This is a genomic window from Paenibacillus planticolens, from assembly GCF_013141725.1.
In the GTDB taxonomy this organism is placed as follows: Bacteria; Bacillota; Bacilli; order Paenibacillales; family NBRC-103111; genus Paenibacillus_E; species Paenibacillus_E planticolens.
In genome coordinates this window covers 1-19,252 of sequence record NZ_WHNZ01000039.1, presented here as the reverse complement: position 1 = coordinate 19,252, position 19,252 = coordinate 1, and the positions used below count along the sequence as shown (strand labels likewise).

At 53.9% G+C, this 19,252-nt stretch carries 16 protein-coding genes and 1 riboswitch; of the genes, 15 read left to right on the top strand and 1 reads right to left on the bottom strand.

The annotated features are described in order from the left end of the window. Nucleotides 1-93: 93 nt before the first annotated feature. A riboswitch (TPP riboswitch) is annotated at nt 94-192 on the top strand. Nucleotides 193-329: 137 nt separating this feature from the next. The 9 genes from GC097_RS16375 to GC097_RS16335 all read left to right on the top strand — a co-directional run bounded on the left by GC097_RS16375 (nt 330) and on the right by GC097_RS16335 (nt 8,690). After that, the gene (locus GC097_RS16375) at nt 330-983 is read left to right on the top strand and encodes a thiamine phosphate synthase (RefSeq protein ID WP_171684377.1); all 654 of its coding nucleotides are present in this window, start codon (nt 330-332) and stop codon (nt 981-983) included. Beyond that, the gene (gene thiO, locus GC097_RS16370; RefSeq protein ID WP_171684376.1) at nt 967-2,145 is read left to right on the top strand and encodes a glycine oxidase ThiO; all 1,179 of its coding nucleotides are present in this window, start codon (nt 967-969) and stop codon (nt 2,143-2,145) included. The genes GC097_RS16375 and thiO overlap by 17 nt, the downstream gene beginning before the upstream one ends. Next, entirely contained in the window at nt 2,129-2,332 is a 204-nt protein-coding gene (gene thiS / locus GC097_RS16365) for a sulfur carrier protein ThiS (RefSeq protein WP_171684375.1), read from the top strand. The genes thiO and thiS overlap by 17 nt, the downstream gene beginning before the upstream one ends. Nucleotides 2,333-2,338: 6 nt before the next feature. After that, on the top strand, nt 2,339-3,106 hold the full coding sequence (locus GC097_RS16360) for a thiazole synthase (protein WP_171684374.1): 768 nt from the start codon (nt 2,339-2,341) through the stop codon (nt 3,104-3,106). A gap of 248 nt (nt 3,107-3,354) precedes the next feature. Continuing rightward, nucleotides 3,355-4,221 carry a bifunctional hydroxymethylpyrimidine kinase/phosphomethylpyrimidine kinase gene (thiD, locus tag GC097_RS16355; RefSeq protein WP_171684373.1) on the top strand — a complete coding sequence of 289 codons (867 nt, stop codon included), beginning with the start codon at nt 3,355-3,357 and terminating at the stop codon, nt 4,219-4,221. Continuing rightward, a complete protein-coding gene (gene thiE, locus GC097_RS16350; RefSeq protein ID WP_171684372.1) occupies nt 4,218-4,883 on the top strand; it encodes a thiamine phosphate synthase in 666 nt (221 codons plus the stop codon). The genes thiD and thiE overlap by 4 nt, the downstream gene beginning before the upstream one ends. 13 nt (nt 4,884-4,896) lie before the next feature. Continuing rightward, on the top strand, nt 4,897-6,681 hold the full coding sequence (gene thiC / locus GC097_RS16345; RefSeq protein ID WP_171684371.1) for a phosphomethylpyrimidine synthase ThiC: 1,785 nt from the start codon (nt 4,897-4,899) through the stop codon (nt 6,679-6,681). A 288-nt stretch (nt 6,682-6,969) separates the two neighbouring features. After that, entirely contained in the window at nt 6,970-7,572 is a 603-nt protein-coding gene (locus GC097_RS16340; protein WP_171684370.1) for an ArsR/SmtB family transcription factor, read from the top strand. Nucleotides 7,573-7,574: 2 nt separating this feature from the next. Beyond that, on the top strand, nt 7,575-8,690 hold the full coding sequence (locus GC097_RS16335) for an aminopeptidase (RefSeq protein ID WP_171684369.1): 1,116 nt from the start codon (nt 7,575-7,577) through the stop codon (nt 8,688-8,690). A gap of 511 nt (nt 8,691-9,201) precedes the next feature. Here GC097_RS16335 and GC097_RS16330 read toward each other — a convergent pair. Then, nucleotides 9,202-10,053 (bottom strand): AraC family transcriptional regulator, encoded by an 852-nt coding sequence (locus GC097_RS16330; protein ID WP_171684368.1) that lies wholly within the window; start codon nt 10,051-10,053, stop codon nt 9,202-9,204. Nucleotides 10,054-10,210: 157 nt separating this feature from the next. On the opposite strand from GC097_RS16330, the gene GC097_RS16325 reads away from it, so the two are divergent. The 6 genes from GC097_RS16325 (at nt 10,211) to GC097_RS16300 (ending at nt 18,249) form a co-directional block, all read left to right on the top strand. Beyond that, complete coding sequence (locus tag GC097_RS16325) at nt 10,211-11,062, top strand: sugar phosphate isomerase/epimerase family protein (RefSeq protein ID WP_171684367.1); 852 nt, start codon at nt 10,211-10,213, stop codon at nt 11,060-11,062. A 289-nt stretch (nt 11,063-11,351) separates the two neighbouring features. Then, nucleotides 11,352-12,923, top strand: a complete 1,572-nt coding sequence (gene hutH / locus GC097_RS16320; protein WP_171684588.1) for a histidine ammonia-lyase — start codon at nt 11,352-11,354, stop codon at nt 12,921-12,923. A 43-nt stretch (nt 12,924-12,966) separates the two neighbouring features. Further along, the gene (gene hutU / locus GC097_RS16315) at nt 12,967-14,640 is read left to right on the top strand and encodes a urocanate hydratase (RefSeq protein WP_171684366.1); all 1,674 of its coding nucleotides are present in this window, start codon (nt 12,967-12,969) and stop codon (nt 14,638-14,640) included. A gap of 16 nt (nt 14,641-14,656) precedes the next feature. Then, entirely contained in the window at nt 14,657-15,955 is a 1,299-nt protein-coding gene (hutI, locus tag GC097_RS16310; protein ID WP_171684365.1) for an imidazolonepropionase, read from the top strand. Continuing rightward, the gene (gene hutG / locus GC097_RS16305) at nt 15,952-16,920 is read left to right on the top strand and encodes a formimidoylglutamase (protein WP_171684364.1); all 969 of its coding nucleotides are present in this window, start codon (nt 15,952-15,954) and stop codon (nt 16,918-16,920) included. The genes hutI and hutG overlap by 4 nt, the downstream gene beginning before the upstream one ends. Before the next feature lie 165 nt (nt 16,921-17,085). Then, nucleotides 17,086-18,249 carry a YecA family protein gene (locus tag GC097_RS16300; RefSeq protein WP_171684363.1) on the top strand — a complete coding sequence of 388 codons (1,164 nt, stop codon included), beginning with the start codon at nt 17,086-17,088 and terminating at the stop codon, nt 18,247-18,249. The last annotated feature ends 1,003 nt before the right edge of the window (nt 18,250-19,252 follow it).

Below are 19,252 nucleotides of genomic sequence, written 5' to 3'. Positions count from 1 at the left end.
CAATAGGCTTGGGTGACTAGGATAAGATGGGATGGAAATTTTTTATTTCCAACCGATGGATACCGTGTTATGATAATGAACAAATGAATACGAATGTATCCCTAGGGGCGCCGAAAGGCTGAGACGGAGAAATCTGGACCCTTTGAACCTGAACTGGGTCATACCAGCGGAGGAAAGTGGAAACCGGACTTTGGCGCCTCATTTGTGCATGTTTTTATGCGGGCAACCTACAACCACTTTTCTTTGGAAAAGTGGTTTTTTTGCGTCTTGGCGCTGATCGTGCCATCACCTATCGATACAACAGATCAAAGTAAGGAGGCGGACTCCAAATGTCCCGGTACGAGCTGCATGTCATCTCGAATGGCAAACTGGCATGGAAAGATCTGGCGGCAGTTGCGGCCCGGATTCACCCCTATGTTACAGCCATACATATTCGGGAAAAAACGAAGCCAATGGATGAAATTTTCATAGGCATACAGGATTTGCTGGAAAAAGGGGTGCCTGCGCGAAGCCTTTATATAAACGGCTTTCCGTGGATGGCCGACGCTGCCGGGCTAGGCGGTTTGCATCTCCCGGAAAGTTCTCCGCAGCTCCTGATGATACGGGAAAGCAGCCAAAGCGTGCAACGTACGGGAGTATCCGTACACAGCATGGAGGAAGCCGTAAAGCGGGAGAGTGAGGGGGCGGATTACGTCTTGTACGGCCATATTTTTGCGACGAAATCGAAGTTGGGCGTTCCGCCCAGAGGCCTTGAACAACTGCGGAAGGTGGCGGGTCAAGTGGCGATTCCTGTGATCGCAATCGGCGGCATAACGCCTGAAAAGGTGAGGCCCGTACTGGAAGCGGGAGCCGCCGGCATTGCTGTCATGAGCGGCATTTGGGAGGCGGCGGATCCCGTGGAAACGGTAAAAGCTTATATCCGTGAATTGCAGTCGGTGCAGCCGGAAGAAATCAGAGGTGAGAGATATGAAGCATACGAGTGACGTTATCGTCGTTGGCGGCGGCGTGATAGGCGCCTCCATCGCCTATTACTTGGCGAAGAATGGCCAGTCCGTCACGCTGCTGGAACGCAGCAGACTGGGGACGGAGGCCTCGGCTGCCGCAGCCGGCATGCTCGGAGCGCAGTCCGAGATGGAGGACACGGGGCCGCTGTTCCAGTGGGCGCGGCAGAGCCGGGCGATGTTCCCCAAGCTGAGCGAGGAACTGAAGAGCCTCACGGGCATCGACATCGGCCTCGTCCGCGAGGGCCTCTTGAACGTCGCGCTCAGCGACGTTCAAGAGCAGGAGCTGCGCGCCAGGGAGAAGCTCCAACGCGCAGCGGGCGAAAGAGCGGAGTGGCTGAGCGCAGCCGCAGCCGCTTCGCTTGAACCCGCGCTGAGCACGGCGACGCGCGGAGCTTTGTACCTGCCGGAGGATGGGCAGGTGGAGGCGCCGAAGCTGGCGGCGGCGTTTGCGCAGGCAACGCGGGTGCTGGGGGCGAAGCTGCAAGAATTCGCCCAAGTGCAGGGGCTGCTGACGGAGCGCGAGCGCGTCATCGGCGTGATGACGGCCGAGGGGCCGCTGTACGGCGGCAGCGTGGTCGTAGCGGCGGGGACGTGGAGCGGCCGGCTCCTGGCCGGAAGCGGGATCGACCTGCCGGTGTATCCCGTGAAGGGAGAGTGCTTCTCGGTTCTCACCGAGAAGCGGGAGCTGCATAAGACCCTGTTCACGCCGGGGTGCTATATTGTCCCCAAAGCGGGGGGGCGGCTGCTCGTCGGGGCGACGGTCGTGCCGAACAGCTACGACCGCAAGGTGTCGCTGGCCGGACTCGCGGAGCTGATGGCCAGGGCGAAGCAGTTGATGCCTGCGATCGGTGCAGCGGAGTGGGAAAAAGCTTGGTCAGGGCTGCGGCCCCAGACCCCGGACGGCCTGCCGTACATCGGCAAAGTTCCGATGTATGAGGGATTATTTGCGGCCTGCGGGCACTACCGCAACGGTATTTTGCTCAGTCCGATCACGGGGAAGGCGATCGCTCATCTCTTATTGGGCGAGGATATGGAGCTTGATCTGCAAGCTTTTAGCCCAGATCTGTCGGGAGCGTCCAAGCGGACGGAAGGCCAGCAATTAAAAGGAGAGGAGCTGCACAGCATTGAAGCTGCACATTAACGGCCAAAGCGTCGAGGTTCCGGATACGATCCGAACGATTGAAGAGCTGCTCGCGCATTTTGAGCTGCAGGAGAAAATGCTCGTCGTCGAGCATAATCAAAACATTTTACAAAAAGAAGACCACGTGAAAACGGAGCTGTCCGAAGGACATACAATCGAAATCGTTCATTTTGTTGGAGGGGGATAAAGAAACATGTTAAAAATCGGTCCATACGAGTTTCGTTCCAGACTATTGCTAGGCACAGGCAAATTCCCGGATTTTCATATTCAGAAGCAGGCTGTTGATGCGAGCGAATCGCAGATTTTGACGTTTGCGGTACGGCGGATGAACATTTTCGAGGCGAGCCAGCCGAATTTCTTGTCTATGCTGGACGTATCGAATTTCACGCTGCTGCCGAACACGGCAGGGGCCAAAACAGCGGAAGAAGCGGTGCGCATCGCCAAATTGGCGAAGGCGTCCGGACTCTGCGACATGATTAAGGTGGAAGTCATCGGAGATGAGATGACCTTGCTGCCGGACCCGGTGGAAACGTTGAAAGCATCGGAAATGCTGCTGGAAGAGGGCTTCATCGTTCTGCCGTATACGTCGGACGATGTGCTTCTAGCCAAGCGCCTGCAAGCGCTCGGGGTGCATGCCATTATGCCGGGAGCATCGCCGATAGGGACAGGGCAAGGCATTATTAATCCGCTCAATCTGAGCTTCATCATCGAGCAGGCGACGGTGCCGGTCATCGTCGATGCCGGCATTGGCGCTCCTTCGGACGCTGCGCTGGCGATGGAGATGGGGGCGGATGGCGTGCTGCTGAACACAGCGGTTTCGGGCGCTAAGGATCCTGTCAAAATGGCGCATGCCATGAAGCTCGCCATTGAGGCGGGGCGCGCAGGCTTCGAGGCTGGCCGAATTCCGAAGAAGCGTTACGCTTCGGCGAGCTCCCCGATGGAGGGCTTTAGCCGGGCTTAGGAGCGGCGATACAAGTTCATTTACGGACGTGTGGGACGCTATTTTGAGTATTCGGCTGGATGATGAGGAGTTAATGGACCGGGGAGTCGTTATCTGCGGATAATATGGCTGATTAAGGCTGTTCTGAAGCAAGTAGCGTCATTTGAGTCCGTTATAATTCATTTCTAACCGAATTGCTAGCAATAGCGTCAGCTCAGTCCGTTAGGCTTGATCATACCTGATCTAACTATTCGAAAGGGGGGAGCGAGATGTCAATTTACAAAGCGCTGACGATTGCAGGCTCGGACAGCGGAGGGGGAGCGGGGATTCAGGCCGATCTAAAGACGTTCCAGGAGCTGGGCGTCTACGGGATGTCGGTGATTACCGCAGTGACCGCACAGAATACGCTTGGCGTTCAAGGGGTGTACCCGATGAGCGCCCAGGCCGTGGAGCAGCAGCTTGCCTCCATTGGGGCGGATTTGCGTCCGGATGCGCTCAAAACGGGAATGTTGTTCTCCTCCGAAATTATCCAAATCGTAGCGGCAGCAATACGAAGCTACAAATGGGAGCGGATCGTTGTCGATCCCGTGATGATCGCCAAGGGCGGCGCATCCCTGCTTCAGCAAGAAGCGATTGACGCCATGCGCGAACATCTGCTGCCGCTGGCCGATGTGGTTACGCCGAACATCCCCGAAGCGGAAGCGCTTAGCGGGATCGTCATTACGGATCGCTTGTCGCGTCAGCAAGCCGCGAGACGAATTCGTGAGTACGGCTGTCAGCACGTGATGATCAAAGGCGGTCATGAAGCGGATACGGAGTACGCAACGGATTTGCTGTATGACGGGAAAACGTTCACGGAGTTCTCATCCCGCCGCTTACATACACCGCATACGCATGGTACGGGCTGCACGTTTGCTGCAGCTATTGCTTCTGGTCTTGCGCAAGGCTTACAAGCCAGTGAGGCATTACGTCTGGCCAAAAATTTCATTCATGCGGCAATAGCCGAACCGCTGTTCATAGGCAGCGGCCATGGCCCTACGAACCATTGGGCGTACCAAAGGGGACTCAGGGCGGGTGCTGCGTTATCAGACATCATCATCGTGAACAAGGATGCTTATGCCGGAGGGACGCGATGAATAGCGAAGAACTGCGCAAAGCGCTGCGCTTGTATTTGGTGATGGGCAGCCCGAACTGCAGCGGGGCTGACCCTTACGCGGTGCTGGAGGCGGCGATTGCCGGCGGCATCACGATGTTTCAGCTCCGCGAGAAAGGCGCCGGCGCCCTGCAGGGGCAGGCGCTGCTCGAGCTGGGCGCGCGACTGCGCCGCTTGTGCGCGCAGCATTCGATCCCTTTCATCGTCAACGACGATGAAAGGCTCGCTCTAGAGCTGGAGGCCGATGGCATTCACATCGGCCAAGAGGACGCCCCGGCCGCCGCCGTGCGGCAGCGGCTGAAGCATATGATCGTGGGCGTATCGGCCCACGATCTCGCAGAGGCGCAGTCGGCGCTGGCCGAAGGCGCCGACTACCTGGGCGTAGGCCCCCAATACGCCACGCGCACGAAGCTTGATGCGCGTGAGGTCCGGGGGCCCGCCATGATTGCCCGGATGCGCGAGGGCGGCATCCGGCTGCCTTTGGTCGGCATCGGGGGCATCGATGCCTCGAATGCCCTGCCCGTCATCCGCGCGGGGGCGGATGGCGTTGCGGTTGTGAGCGCGATCGCCGGAGCCCGCGCCCCGCATGAGGCAGCGGCCGAGCTGGTCCGCATGTTAAACATGCCGCACGATACCCATTCATGAGGAGGGAAATCATATGACAAGCAATAACGGCAGTTCAGTGAAAGACGTTCAAGTTTCAACGTTTCCAGGGAGCAAAAAGGTGTACGTACAAGGGTCCAGACCGGATATCAGGGTGCCTGTGAGGGAAATATCGCTCGGGACTTCTACAAATATTCACGGTGACGAAGTTGCGAATGAGCCTGTACATGTGTATGATACGAGCGGGATTTATACCGATGCGGAGCGGCAGACGAATATCCGCCAAGGTCTGCCGGCTAATCGTTTGGCATGGATTGAGGAGCGCGGAGACGTTGAGGCTTATGATGGACGCGAAGTAAAGCCGGAGGATAACGGACTCTTCTCTTCGGATGCGAGAGGGGCAGCGGAAGTATTTCCAGGCCTGAACCGGAGACCGCTTCGAGCGAGAGATGGCTGTAATGTCACGCAAATGCACTACGCCCGCAAGGGCATCGTGACACCCGAGATGGAGTACATTGCGATTCGCGAGAATCTGGATGCGGAATTTGTGCGCAGCGAAGTCGCGCTGGGCCGAGCGATTATTCCTTCTAATATTAATCATCCCGAAAGCGAGCCAATGATCATCGGACGCAACTTTCTAGTGAAGATCAATGCTAACATCGGCAATTCCGCTGTTGCTTCTTCCATTGAGGAAGAGGTGGAAAAAATGACGTGGGCCACCCGTTGGGGTGCAGATACGATCATGGATTTATCGACCGGCAAAAATATACATACGACACGCGAGTGGATTATTCGCAACTCGCCGGTTCCGGTTGGTACGGTTCCTTTGTATCAGGCGCTTGAAAAAGTGAACGGCAAAGCCGAGGACCTCTCATGGGAAGTGTACCGGGACACACTGATTGAGCAAGCGGAGCAAGGGGTCAGCTACTTCACCATTCATGCGGGCGTGCTGCTGCGTTACATTCCTATGACGGCTAAGCGCGTGACAGGTATCGTGTCTCGCGGAGGATCGATTATGGCCGCATGGTGCTTGGCGCATCACCAAGAGAACTTCCTATATACGCATTTTGAAGAGATATGCGAAATTATGAAAACCTACGACGTCGCCTTCTCGCTCGGAGACGGACTGCGCCCCGGCTCGATCGCCGATGCGAACGACGAGGCGCAATTCGCCGAATTGGAGACGCTCGGCGAACTGACCAAAATCGCTTGGAAACACGATGTCCAAGTGATGATCGAAGGGCCGGGTCATGTGCCGATGCACATGATCAAGGAAAACATGGACCGTCAGCTGGAAGTGTGCGATGAAGCGCCGTTTTACACGCTTGGGCCGCTGACGACGGACATTGCGCCGGGCTACGACCATATCACGTCCGCCATCGGGGCGGCGATGATCGGTTGGTTCGGCACGGCGATGCTGTGCTACGTGACGCCGAAGGAGCATCTCGGCCTCCCGAACAAGGAGGACGTCCGCGTCGGAGTCGTCACGTACAAGATCGCTGCGCATGCCGCCGATCTTGCAAAAGGGCATCCGGGCGCGCAAATACGAGACAACGCGCTGTCGAAGGCGCGCTTTGAGTTTCGCTGGCGCGACCAGTTCAATCTTTCGCTCGATCCGGAACGCGCAGTCGAGTATCATGACGAGACGCTGCCGGCCGAAGGCGCGAAAACAGCACACTTTTGCTCCATGTGCGGACCGAAGTTCTGCTCTATGCGGATTACTCAGGATATCCGGCAGTATGCGCATGCGCAGGGACTCGATGAAGAGGCTGCGGTGAGCACCGGAATGGAAGCGAAGTCCCGGGAGTTCCGTGAGGCGGGGAGTCAAATTTATAGTTAAAAATTACGGGACGTTTTCCACCTTTCTTGGTGACAGAAACGTCCCTTTTTGCTACCATAGAGAATAAAGCTTAAACTCGGTAATTCGTTAATGCGTTGAACTAAGTGAGTGAGGAGGAGGATTCATGAACATTGCCGAAACCGCAATTGACATGATTTCCTTTTCGCATTATGATACGGTTAAAAAGATTTGACCGTCGTTTAATTAATCTCGCAAGGGATTAAGAGTTGACCAAGAGATGCTTGTTTACACGGCAAAATTGGTACATTAGAGGGAGGTCGAGTCCAGATGAAGCTGCAACCGGTTTATATTATTGAAGAGTTGGAACAATTAAAAACGATAAGCGATCCTCTGCGCGCGAAGGTGCTGCTTTATCTTATCGAAAAAGCGTACACGGGCCAACAACTGGCTAAACTGTTAGGAATGGCGCGCGCGAAGGTACACTATCATTTGAATGAGCTGGAAAAGCATGACTTGATTTCGGTCGTGCGAACAGAACTCAAGAACGGTATCGTGCAAAAATTTTACCGTGCCGTCGCGCGTGGCTTTGTGCCTAGCGAAGCGCTTCTCCCCTATGTTTCCGAAGTAGAGAACTACTACCGTGAAACGACGCTCAATGTGCTTGCCCGCGCGAGGCTTCGGGCAATTGCCGCACCGGAGGAAGCTTTTCAAATTCCTTCTTCGGATCGTGCGCAATGGCATCGGATGTCCACTCAGCTGGAAGTGAAGATGAGCAAGGAGAAATTTGCGGAGTGGCTGTCGAAATTCCGTGCGTTGATCTTTGAACTGGATGGTCAGCAAGAGGAGAACGGGGAATGGTTTTATTTAACCACGGTCGGGTTTCAAATCAACGAACCGTCATTTGCGGTGGATGAAGAAGAGGAGCGATAAGGATGCTAGACCCAAGAATAACTAAATTGGCAGATGTGCTTGTGAATTACTCGGTAAAAGCGCAGCCTGGAGAAAATATTTTGATCGAAGCTTATGGCATCGATAACGCTCTTGTTAAGGAACTTGTGAAAAAGGTTCATGCAGCAGGTGCGCATCCTTTCGTCAACCTGCGCGATCATGCGGTGATCCGTCAGCTCGTGATGGAAGGAACGGAAGCTCAGATGCAAACATGGGCGGACGTGGACGCTTTCCAAATGAAAAAAATGCAAGGCTACATAGGTGTGCGCGGCGGAGCTAACATCTACGAGCTGTCGGATATTCCGGCGGATCGGATGAAGCTTTATAATTCGGTTTATTACCAACAGGTGCATTTTGATGTTCGTATCAAGGATACTAGATGGGTTGTTCTGCGATACCCGACTTCTTCCATGGCACAGCTGGCCAGCATGAGCACAGATGCTTTCGAAGAGTTTTACTTCAACGTTTGTACGATGGATTACGGCAAAATGTCCAAAGCTATGGACGCCTTGAAAGAACTGATGGATCGTACGGACAAAGTTCGTTTGGTCGGTCCTGGAACGGATTTGACGTTCTCGATCAAAGGCATTGGCGGCGTGAAATGCGACGGCGAGCTTAACATTCCGGATGGCGAGGTTTACTCTGCACCGGTTCGCGATTCGGTGAACGGCGTTATTTCCTTTAATACACCTACGCCTCACGACGGCTTTATTTTTGAAAATATCGTGCTTCAGTTTGAAAACGGGAAAATCATTAAAGCGACGGCTAACGATACGGATCGCATCAATGAGATTTTCGATATGGACGAAGGCGCTCGCTATGTTGGGGAATTCGCTATCGGCGTGAATCCTTACATTCAACATCCGATGAAAGATACGCTGTTCGACGAGAAGATCGACGGAAGCTTCCACTTCACGCCAGGCAACTGCTACGACGATGCCTATAACGGCAACAAGTCCTCGCTGCACTGGGATATCGTGAACATCCAACGTCCGGAATACGGCGGCGGCGAAATTTGGTTTGACGATGTGCTGATTCGGAAGGACGGTATTTTCGTTCTGCCTGAGCTGCTGCAACTGAACCCTGAGAATTTGAAATAATCGGTGAGTAGAGGTCCTCTAGATCCTGCATGATTGCAGGGGATGGGGGGCTTTTTTTGTTTGTAGGCTTGTTTGGAATCATTTGATGCAAAAGTGCAGGGAATTTGGAGTGAGCAGGCCGTTTGGGCACATTTTGATGTAAAAAGTACATGTAATACTCGCGGAATCGCCGTATTTTAATGAAAGTCAGCAAATTTGCTGTAGGTTTTGCAGGTAATAGTCTGGCTGGGGGGCAGAACCGCAAAATTTGCTGTACATTTTACATCTTCTGCGCCGCCACAGGGTAGCTTCAGCTACTTTAAGCCCGTTTTTCAGCGTTAAGGTGGCAGTGGTGTGCGAAATTGTCGTGTGCGCAGTGAGTTAACGCTGTTAAACAGCGTTAAGTCAGTCCAAAGGTTAGCCTCAGCAACTTTAAGCCCCTCTTTCAGCGTTAAAGTGGCGGTGGTGCTCGAAATTGTCATGTGCGCGGTTAGTTATGCGGTGTCTCGCCAATCGTCCGTGTGCCCGGCGATCAAACCCGCCGCTGCTGCGCCTGGTATTGGCGAGGGGGGAGGCCGACCGCTTTCTTGAAGGTGCGGATGAAGTTGGAGTAGTCGTTGAAGCCGGCCTGCTGGCACGTATCCGTGACGGTAGAGCCATCGCGGAGGAGCTGCTTCGCTTTGTTAATGCGCTTAAATAAAATATGCTCGTGAATGGTGCTGCCTGTATGTTTTTTGAATAATCGGCAAAGATAGGAGCGATTCATAAAAACCACATGCTCCAACACTTCAAGCGACAGATCCTGATCCAGATTTTCGTCAATATACGTAAAGAGGGAGGACAGCTTATCAGGGATCATGACCTGTTCTTCCTGTTTGTCTTGCTTGAGGAATATCCGGTTAATAAACACAAGCAGCTCGGTAAAAGCGGCCACGAATAAAATATCAGATCCAGGCAGCGCCTGCGGCCGCGTATACAGCTCCATGCGCTCGTATATTTTCATAATATCGTCAATTTGCTGCGGATTCAGCCGCATCCGGTTTTGTTCGCCGAACTTGCGGTTATTGAAACAGTGCAGCAAGTCAAACTGCGAAGAATTGAGATTGTCCAGCAGCGCCGGATTAAAGTGAATCACGCAGTTTTCATAACGCTGTTTTTTGGATTGAAAATTTGGCCGGTGAAGCTCGTTGCTGTGCATGATCAACAGATCGCCATACTGCAAATGATAGACCTGTTTTTCGATGAAATAGTGCACGTCTCCGGTGAGGAAAAAATAGATCTCATATTGATCCTGATGCTGATGAAAATCCATCGGACGCGGCTCATTCGTCAAGGTATGCCGAAAATTGATCATATGATGAAGATTTTGGTATAGATCCTGCATGCGAGGTTCTCCTCTATTAAACTGGAGTCAATATTAGCAATCTTTTGCCCAATTAATGCAATGAATACGTTTTTATTATACTGCAAAATAAAGAAGAGATAAATAAACAAGCTGTTTGGCTTTACGATAATGATCGATACTCTAAGGAGGATTCAATATGAAATTGTCTATTTTTACTGTTGCAACACCGGACTTGACACCTGAGGAATTGGCAAAAGCGGCCGCTGCAGCCGGCATTGAAGGGATTGAATGGCGTTTTAAAGATACTCCGGCCGACGCGGTAAACGAGATGCCGTCTTTCTGGAGAAACAACCTTTGCTCCATTGATCCGAGCGCGTCCGATGAAGAGTTGGAGCGTTTCCGACTCGTAGCTGTTAACAACAACTTAGTGAACTTAAGTGTTACTCCTTATTTAAACAACTGCGATGTTGAAGAGACAGAACATGTTTTTAAAGCGGCCAAAAAAGTGGGAGCTTCCTTCATCCGCATCGGCGTACCGAACTATGACAAAAGCGTAAACTATAACGATTTGTTTGCAAAAGCTACGGACTATTTGCACCATGTGCAAGAGTTTTCCCAGCAGTACGGTATCAAAGCTTTGGCTGAAATTCACCATAATACGATTACACCGAGCGCGGGGCTGGTTCATCGCCTAGTGTCCCAATTCAATCCAGACCATATCGGCGTGCTGCATGATGCAGGCAACATGGTTCACGAAGGCTTCGAGAACTACCGCATGGGTCTTGAACTGTTAGGGCCTTACCTTGCTCACGTGCACGTGAAAAATGCGCAGTGGATACCGACAGGTGAAACGCAAGACGGCATTAAGCTTTGGAAAAGCGAGTGGTCGCCGATCGACGCGGGTATCGTGAACTGGAAGCATCTGCTTGCAGATTTGAAAGCGGTCGGTTACGACGGCTATCTCGGCATCGAAGATTTCAGCGGCCAGTACGGTTCTCAAGAGATGTTGAACAATTTCGCTTCCAAAGTAAAAGAATGGTTGGCTTAAGTTATTAGGATAGAGTCTCACTCGCTTCGGCGGGTGGGGCTTTTTTGTGTGTTCAGGCAAATGGGCAATAAGCCATATTGACAGCTTGGGAACAAACGTGTGACAATGAGAGAAGGTATAACACAAAAATCTAAAAAGTGAGTGATCGCGATGAGGCATCGGCTGGAGCATGATACCGGACAATCGCATAGAACCCTCTTTTTTAAAAAGGGACCGTATGGAAGAGAACATCTTCCGTACGGTCCCTTTCTTTTGTTAAAGCGAGAAAGGAGTCTGATTAGACATGGCAATGGTATATAAAGAAAAGCAACAACAAGATGACGGTGGAGATATGACTCCGGTGAAATTAGATGGCGAGCAATTAACGCCCGCTCTAGTAGCAGCGGTTGCCTGCGATGGTATGCAGGTGGTGCTGGAGGATGAAGCTATGAAGCGCGTGGTGAAGTGCCGCGCCATGGTGGAGGAACTGGTCGCGACAGGCCAAGTGGTTTATGGCGTCACGACGGGCTTCGGGAAATTCAGCGATGTGCGCATTTCCCCGCAGGACGCTGTACAGCTGCAGCTTAATCTGATTCGCAGCCATGCCTGCGCGGTGGGCAAACCGCTGCCGGAGCCGACGGTGCGGGCGCTGATGCTGCTGCGCGCGAATGCGCTGGCCAAAGGGCACTCCGGTATCCGGCTGGAAACGCTGCAACTGCTGATCGATTGCATCAACCGCGGCGTACATCCGGTTGTGCCGGAGCAGGGCTCGCTTGGCGCTAGCGGAGACTTGGCGCCGCTGTCTCATTTGGCTCTCGTGCTGATGGGCGAGGGCGAGGCCTTCTACCAAGGGCAGCGCCTGCCGGGCGCCATAGCGCTTGTTCAAGCTGGGTTGAAGCCGATTACGCTTCAAGCCAAAGAAGGGCTAGCCTTAATCAACGGCACGCAGATTATGACTTCGATCGGTACGTTGACGTTCGTCAAAGCGGAGCGTCTTGCACGGATCGCCGATGTCATCGCGGCGATGACCGTGGAGTGCTTGCGCGGCATCCCGGAAGCTTTTGCCGATGAGGTGCAGCGCGTGCGCCCTTATCCGGAGCAGATCGGGGTAGCGGGCAACCTGCGCACGCTGCTGCAGGGCAGCAAGCTAACCACGCGTCAGGGCGAGCTCCGCGTGCAGGATGCTTATTCCCTTCGCTGCTTGCCGCAGGTTCACGGCGCGACGCGCCAAGTTCTTGGTTATGCGGCGGATAAGATCGCCATAGAGATTAATTCAGCGACAGATAATCCGTTGTTATTCGTGGATAAGGGGCTTGTGATTTCCGGTGGTAATTTCCATGGACAGCCGATGGCTTTTGCGATGGATTTTCTGAAAATCGGCATGAGCGAGCTCGCGAACATATCCGAGCGGCGTACGGAGCGCCTGGTGAATCCGGCGTTATCCGGCGGATTGCCTGCCTTCCTGAGCCATAATCCTGGCGTTGGCTCCGGTATGATGATAACGCAGTACGTCAGCGCATCGCTGGTATCGGAGAATAAAGTGCTTGCCCACCCGTCGAGCGTAGACTCTATTCCGTCGTCGGCGAATCAGGAGGATCATGTGTCGATGGGAACTACGGCAGCCCGTCATGCGGCTCAGGTGATCGATAACGTGTCAAAGGTGCTGGCCATCGAGCTCATCTGTGCGGCCGAAGCTGCCGAGTTCGTCGGAGCCGAAGGTCTTGCACCGGCGACCCGTGTGCTGTACGACAAATTGCGGGCACTCGTTCCACCCGTTATCGAGGATCGCTCCACATCGCGCGAGATTGAGGACGTGGCTTCCGCCCTGCTGGAAGGCCAGTGGCTGCAAGAGGTTGAGGCTGTTGCGGGTTCGTTGTTTTAGTTATTGACCGCCCTGCCAACTTTAAATCGAAGGAGATGCTGATATGACGAATGCTAACCACGCGAAAAGAGAAATCCGCGCCCCTCGCGGCACCGCAATATCCTGCAAAGGCTGGGTGCAGGAAGCGGCGATGCGCATGCTGATGAACAATCTTGACCCTGAGGTCGCAGAGCGTCCGGAGGATCTGGTGGTTTACGGAGGTATCGGCAAGGCGGCGCGCAGCTGGCCTGCGTTTGACGCTATTGTGCGTGAGCTCCAGCGGTTGGACAACGATGAGACGCTGCTTATCCAATCCGGCAAGCCGGTCGGCGTTTTCAAAACGCACGAGCGCGCCCCGCGTGTGCTGCTTTCAAACTCTGTGCTCGTGCCGAAGTGGGCGAATTGGGAGCATTTCCGCGAGTTAGAGGCGAAGGGGCTGATGATGTACGGTCAAATGACGGCGGGCAGCTGGATTTACATCGGGACGCAGGGAATTCTGCAAGGCACCTATGAGACGTTCGCAGAAGCAGCCAGACAGCATGCAGGCGGCACGCTCAAAGGCACATTGACGCTAACCGCTGGTCTGGGCGGCATGGGCGGCGCACAGCCGCTTGCGGTCACGATGAATGAAGGCGTGGTCATCGCCGTTGAGGTCGACCGGACACGCATCGAGCGCCGCATTCAAACCCGTTATTGCGATGTGCTCGCAGAAACGTTGGATGAAGCGCTGCTTCTGGCCCAAAAAGCGATGGAAGCTGGGAAGCCGCTCGCCATCGGACTTCTGGGGAACGCGGCGGAGGTGTATCCGGAATTTGTGCGGCGCGGCATGAAGCCGGATTTTGTAACGGATCAGACTTCGGCACATGATCCGCTTATCGGTTACATCCCGGCCGGCATGACGCTGGAGGAAGCCGCCGAACTGCGGGAGCGCGATCCTGATGCGTACGTTCAGCTTTCCAAAAGCAGCATGGCTGCGCATGTGCAAGCGATGCTTGACCTGCAGCAGATGGGCTCCGTCGTTTTCGACTATGGCAACAACATTCGTCAGGTTGCGTTCGATCAAGGCGTCTCCAACGCCTTCGATTTCCCTGGCTTCGTTCCTGCTTATATCCGCCAGCTGTTTTGCGAAGGCAAAGGGCCGTTCCGCTGGGCCGCGCTTTCGGGCGATCCCGAAGACATTCGTAAAACCGATGAGCTCGTGCTGCGCCTATTCCCGGATAATGCTCATTTGCACCGTTGGATCAAAATGGCGGGCGAGCGCGTCGCCTTCCAAGGGCTGCCGGCGCGCATTTGCTGGCTCGGCTATGGCGAGCGCGAGAAATTCGGCCTTGCGCTCAACGAGATGGTCCAAAGCGGCGAGCTGAAAGCGCCGATCGTGATAGGCCGCGATCATCTCGATTGCGGTTCCGTAGCGTCGCCGAATCGGGAGACGGAAGCGATGAAGGACGGCTCGGATGCCGTTGGCGATTGGGCGATTTTGAACGCTTTGATCAACACGTCGGCAGGCGCTTCTTGGGTCTCCGTTCATCACGGCGGCGGTGTAGGCATGGGCTATTCGCTGCATGCAGGCATGGTCGTGGTAGCAGACGGCACGGAGGCAGCAGCTGAAAGACTGCGCAGTGTGCTGACCTCGGACCCGGGCATGGGCGTTATCCGCCATGTGGATGCGGGCTACGACGAAGCCGTTGAAACGGCGGAGAAACACGGCATTCGCATCCCGATGCGCGAGCAGGAATAGGGGAGGAGGAGCGAGGATGGAACGAGTTGATTTGCTCCTTACGGGTATTGGCACACTGGTTTCCCCACCGGGAAATAAGCCGCGCTGCGGGCACGCCATGAAAGAAGTCCGTGAGATTAAGGATGCGGCGATAGCAATTCGGCAGGGGAAAATTGTCTGCTACGGATCGGCGCAGGAGGTTCAGGAAATGCTTGCAGGAGCTGAAATCGCGGAAACGATCGACGCCTGCGGACGCTTGGTCACACCGGGGCTTATCGATCCGCATACCCATCTTGTGCACGGCGGGTCCCGAGAGCACGAGCTGGCCTTGAAGCGGTCCGGCGTACCCTATTTGGACATTTTGGCGCAAGGCGGGGGTATTCTCAACACAGTGAATTCTACACGAGCGGCGAGTGAGCATGATCTGTATGACAAGGCGCGCCGCAGTTTGAACGAGATGCTGCTGAACGGTGTCACAACGGTTGAAGCAAAAAGCGGATATGGCCTTACTTTAAAAGATGAACTAAAACAGCTGCGGGTTGCCAAGCGCTTGGATGAGTCACATCCCGTCGATATCGTTTCGACGTTTATGGGAGCGCATGCGGTGCCGCCGGAGTTTAAGGGCCGAACCGAGGAGTTCGTAGACGTTATTGTGAACGATATGCTGCCCGTAGTGGCGGAACAGGGTCTGGCGGAGTTTTGCGACGTGTTCTGCGAGGCCGGCGTTTTCTCTGTCGTGCAGACACGCCGCATTCTGCTTGCCGCACAGCGGCTCGGGCTGGCGTCGAAGATTCACGCCGACGAGATTGTCCCGCTGGGCGGCGCAGAGCTGGCGGGCGAGGTGGGGGCGATATCCGCCGAGCATTTGCTGGCGGCGACGGATGAAAGCTTGGCTGCGCTTGCCGAAAGGGGCGTCGTTCCGGTGCTGCTGCCCGGCACGTCGTTCAATCTCGGCCTCACCACGCATGCGCGTGCCCGCGACATGATCGACAAGCACAATCTGCCGGTGGCTCTGTCTACGGACTATAATCCGGGTTCCTGTCCAACCGAGTCGATTCAGCTCATCATGATGCTGGCGTCGCTCAACTTGAAAATGACGCCGGAGGAAATCCTGACCGCCTGCACGATCAATGCGGCGAATGCGCTGGGGCGCGGGGGAGACATCGGTTCGATCGAGGTGGGAAAACGCGCGGATCTGACGATTTTTGATAGCCCGAATGTTGCGTACCTGCCGTATCATTTTGGGATCAACCACACGTATGGCGTGATCAAGAACGGGCACAAGGCCGTGTGGAACCGCAGGCTTGTGACGGGCAAGGAGGAGGAGGCATTATGAGCCATGAGATTCCTTATCTAAAATCGCCTGATCAGGCCGTATTCCGCGATCGTATGGAGACGAAAGTTTCCCACTGGATTCGCCAGTGGGACGGTCAGGAAGCGCTGCTTGCAGGGATCATCGGCGTCCCGTTATCCAAGCCGTCGATCTCGCATTCCGGTGCTTCGACGACGCCTGCGGCGGTTCGCGCAGCGTTTAAATCATTCACGACCTACTCGATGGAGTACGGGGTCGATTTGCAGCATTTGGCCGTCCGCGACCTCGGCGATATCCAAATGCATGTGACCGACATAGCGGAGTGCCACCGCCGCATCGAGGAGAGTCTTCGCGCTCTGTACAAAGAGCAGCCGAACCTGATCCCGATCATTATTGGCGGTGATCATTCGACGAGCTGTCCGTCGCTCAAAGCTTTTGCAGACCGCCATCCGGGCCGGAAGGTGGGCATCCTCCATTTTGACGCGCATCATGATGTGCGTAACTTCGAGGATGGCGGAGCGACCAATGGCACGCCGTTTCGCGGCATTTTGGAATCAGGCGTCGTTCGCGGTCCTAATATCGTGCAAATTGGCATACGGGGGTTTATGAACTCCAAGCCTTATCATGACTATGTGAAGAGCAAAGGCGTGCACGTATACACCTCGCGGGATGTGAGGCGCATGGGGATTGATGCGGTGCTTGATGAGGCGCTTGCGCTTGCCGGAAAGGATACCGATGTGCTGTATGTGAGCTTTGATGTGGACGTGATCGATCAAGCTTATGCACCGGGCTGTCCGGCGATCGGCACCGGCGGGATGCACCCGTGGGACGCCATGGATGCACTTCATCGTCTAGGAACGCTGCCGCAGGTGCAGGGGGTGGACTTTGTCTGCATCGATCCGACTGTCGATGTGCGCAACGTGACGTCACGCCTCGCGGTGCAGTTCATACTCAGCTTTTTGGCGGGAGTGGCCGGTCGTTCCATATAAGAAATAGGCGCTTGCCGGCAGATGGCAGGCGCCTTTTCTCATGGCTAAATTGTTAACGTTTATGGAAAGTAGTGGAAAACTCTATCTTAAACGCTTGAGAAATTGTACAATAGAAGGATGTGATTTTAAGATGAGATGTTTTTCTTTACGGAAAGGATGAAGGAAATGGACAAGCGCCAGAGCGCGAAAAAACAGAGTGAGGCTAATACAGGGGGGGCATTATGGCCCGAATTGACAGTGCCGCTTTCACTCGCTGACCGTCTTGTTCGACTATCGAAAGGCGAATTAACGGAAATTCGGACGAACTTGGAAATTAAAGGCGTAAGCTCGCTCAAGAAGCAAGATCTTGCCCTTGCCTTGGTGCAGCATATTCCGGATGCGCTGCCCGGTTTATTACATAAATTCGATGAGACTCGTTACCAAGTAATGAAGCAAATTGCCGTTCGTGGCGGCGTTTCTTATACGATGATGGATGACGAGCAGCTTTCCTATTTTACAAGCAGAGGCCTGTTGTTCGCGGGTTTGCACAATGGAAAGCCTGCCGTTGCGATGCCACAGGAAGTGCTTGAAAGTTTTCAGCGGCTGAATTACAGCGATTATCGGGAATGCTTCAAACAAAATGCGGAATGGATTAAATTTACACATGGTCTGCTTTACTATTACGGTCATCTGAGCGAGGAAGAATTGCTCAATCTGGTAGAGCGCTATGCAGGAACGCTAGGGGATGAGTATGAGTATCACGGTGTATTAGAGGAAGCGATTTTGTTCTATATGCAGATCGTACCGGATTCCAGAGGATATCATAACAGATCGCTCAGCAATCTGAAGCAAGTTCAGCAGGAGCAAGAGTCCAGATTAAGCATCTCGCTGTATCCTTTCACCAAAAATCAGCTTCTCGAGGCCGGAGAGCCGGGCTTTGTCGACCGGACCCCGATGCACAAAGCTTTTGTGGATTTCATTCGCAGAAATTATTCGATTTCGTTCGAGAATGCCGATGCGCTTGTAACGGAATGCGTCATTTATATCCGCAACGGAGCTATGCCCAGCTTTGTGCTTCAATTTATTCGGCAGCATATGGAGATTCACGATTTGGAACTGACGCGAGGCTTCATGAGCTCTATTGCGGCACTTAGCAACGGCACACGGCAGTGGTTCCTCAAGGGCTATTCGCCGAACGAACTCTCGGCTGGCAGCCAGCCTACGGCTGTTCTGCAGCAGGAGCAGGCTAAGGCGGATGTGATCGACATGAAGTCGCGGGCGAAGGTTGGCAGAAACGACCCATGCCCGTGCGGAAGCGGCAAGAAGTTTAAGAAATGTTGTGCAGGCTAACAGCAATAGGAGCGCTGAGTGGACTCAGGCGTAGGAAAGAACGGCGCTGGGTGCTGCGACTCTGCATCGGCGTAACCATGAAGCACGAAGCATGATCGCTTGAATGAGCGGCTGAACCGTCAAGGCCAATAGGGCTTGGCGGTTTTTTTATGTTTTTTGGGGGAAAGCGAAGCTTACCCCTTATTCATGTTCGGTGAAGGGGGAGCTACGCCAGAGGAGACTCAGACTCGTTGGATGAATTCCAACGAACAGGCGATTTTTGATGCTTAAATGCCAATCACATTGGACAAAATCCAACGGGATGATGAATTTGGTAGGTTTTAGCGCCATTTTAGCCGCTCTTGTTGGATTTCATCCAACGAAATGAAGAAATAACATATCTGCAGGGCATCTTCATTGGAATTCGTCCAATGAGAGTCAGTAGGAGACGAACTTGCAACGTGTTTGGGCACTCGGAGCATGTGGGATGCAGCAGAGAGTTAAGGTGAGGGGAGAAAGTTTATAAAGGTAAAGGTAAGGTAAAGGTAAAGGTAGAGGTAGAGGTAGAGGTTAAGCGAAGCTTAACCTTTTTTGCGGGGCAGGCTGCCGAAGGTGTGTCGGGACGGAGTGCCGGCGAAAGTTCTCATTGTGGGAGAAGGCAAGAGATGTGGGCTGTCTGTGGCTTGGAAGTGTGGGGGGAGCTTAGGGAGACTAAGGGAAGTACATGAGAATGCAGGAAATGCATAGAAATGCGGGGGAGTGCATGGGGGGTATGGAATTGCAGGGAAGCACGGGAAAGTGCATACGAGTGCATGGAAGCTCAGGCAAATGGAGGGGAATGCAGGGAAGCGCTTGAATGCATGTTTTAATGGGAACTATGATCCCCTATTTTTGGTAAAGTGGCTACCTCTGCCAATCGAGGGGAACTACGGTCCGCTATTTTACAATATCAGCTAAAATATAGCTTTTCGAGGGCAAATAAGGCCCTGTAGTTCCCACAAAAGCCTGAGATGGGCCCATCTCG

Excerpts from the sequence above, each read along its gene's own strand:
- hutU (WP_171684366.1), top strand. The coding sequence starts at position 12,967 with ATGACGAATGCTAACCACGCGAAAAGAGAAATCCGCGCCCCTCGCGGC.
- GC097_RS16335 (WP_171684369.1), top strand. The coding sequence starts at position 7,575 with ATGCTAGACCCAAGAATAACTAAATTGGCAGATGTGCTTGTGAATTAC.
- thiC (WP_171684371.1), top strand. The coding sequence starts at position 4,897 with ATGACAAGCAATAACGGCAGTTCAGTGAAAGACGTTCAAGTTTCAACG.
- GC097_RS16340 (WP_171684370.1), top strand. The coding sequence starts at position 6,970 with ATGAAGCTGCAACCGGTTTATATTATTGAAGAGTTGGAACAATTAAAA.
- hutI (WP_171684365.1), top strand. The coding sequence starts at position 14,657 with ATGGAACGAGTTGATTTGCTCCTTACGGGTATTGGCACACTGGTTTCC.
- GC097_RS16325 (WP_171684367.1), top strand. The coding sequence starts at position 10,211 with ATGAAATTGTCTATTTTTACTGTTGCAACACCGGACTTGACACCTGAG.
- thiD (WP_171684373.1), top strand. The coding sequence starts at position 3,355 with ATGTCAATTTACAAAGCGCTGACGATTGCAGGCTCGGACAGCGGAGGG.
- GC097_RS16375 (WP_171684377.1), top strand. The coding sequence starts at position 330 with ATGTCCCGGTACGAGCTGCATGTCATCTCGAATGGCAAACTGGCATGG.
- thiE (WP_171684372.1), top strand. The coding sequence starts at position 4,218 with ATGAATAGCGAAGAACTGCGCAAAGCGCTGCGCTTGTATTTGGTGATG.
- hutG (WP_171684364.1), top strand. The coding sequence starts at position 15,952 with ATGAGCCATGAGATTCCTTATCTAAAATCGCCTGATCAGGCCGTATTC.
- GC097_RS16360 (WP_171684374.1), top strand. The coding sequence starts at position 2,339 with ATGTTAAAAATCGGTCCATACGAGTTTCGTTCCAGACTATTGCTAGGC.
- thiO (WP_171684376.1), top strand. The coding sequence starts at position 967 with ATGAAGCATACGAGTGACGTTATCGTCGTTGGCGGCGGCGTGATAGGC.
- hutH (WP_171684588.1), top strand. The coding sequence starts at position 11,352 with ATGGTATATAAAGAAAAGCAACAACAAGATGACGGTGGAGATATGACT.
- GC097_RS16300 (WP_171684363.1), top strand. The coding sequence starts at position 17,086 with ATGGACAAGCGCCAGAGCGCGAAAAAACAGAGTGAGGCTAATACAGGG.
- GC097_RS16330 (WP_171684368.1), bottom strand. The coding sequence starts at position 10,053 with ATGCAGGATCTATACCAAAATCTTCATCATATGATCAATTTTCGGCAT.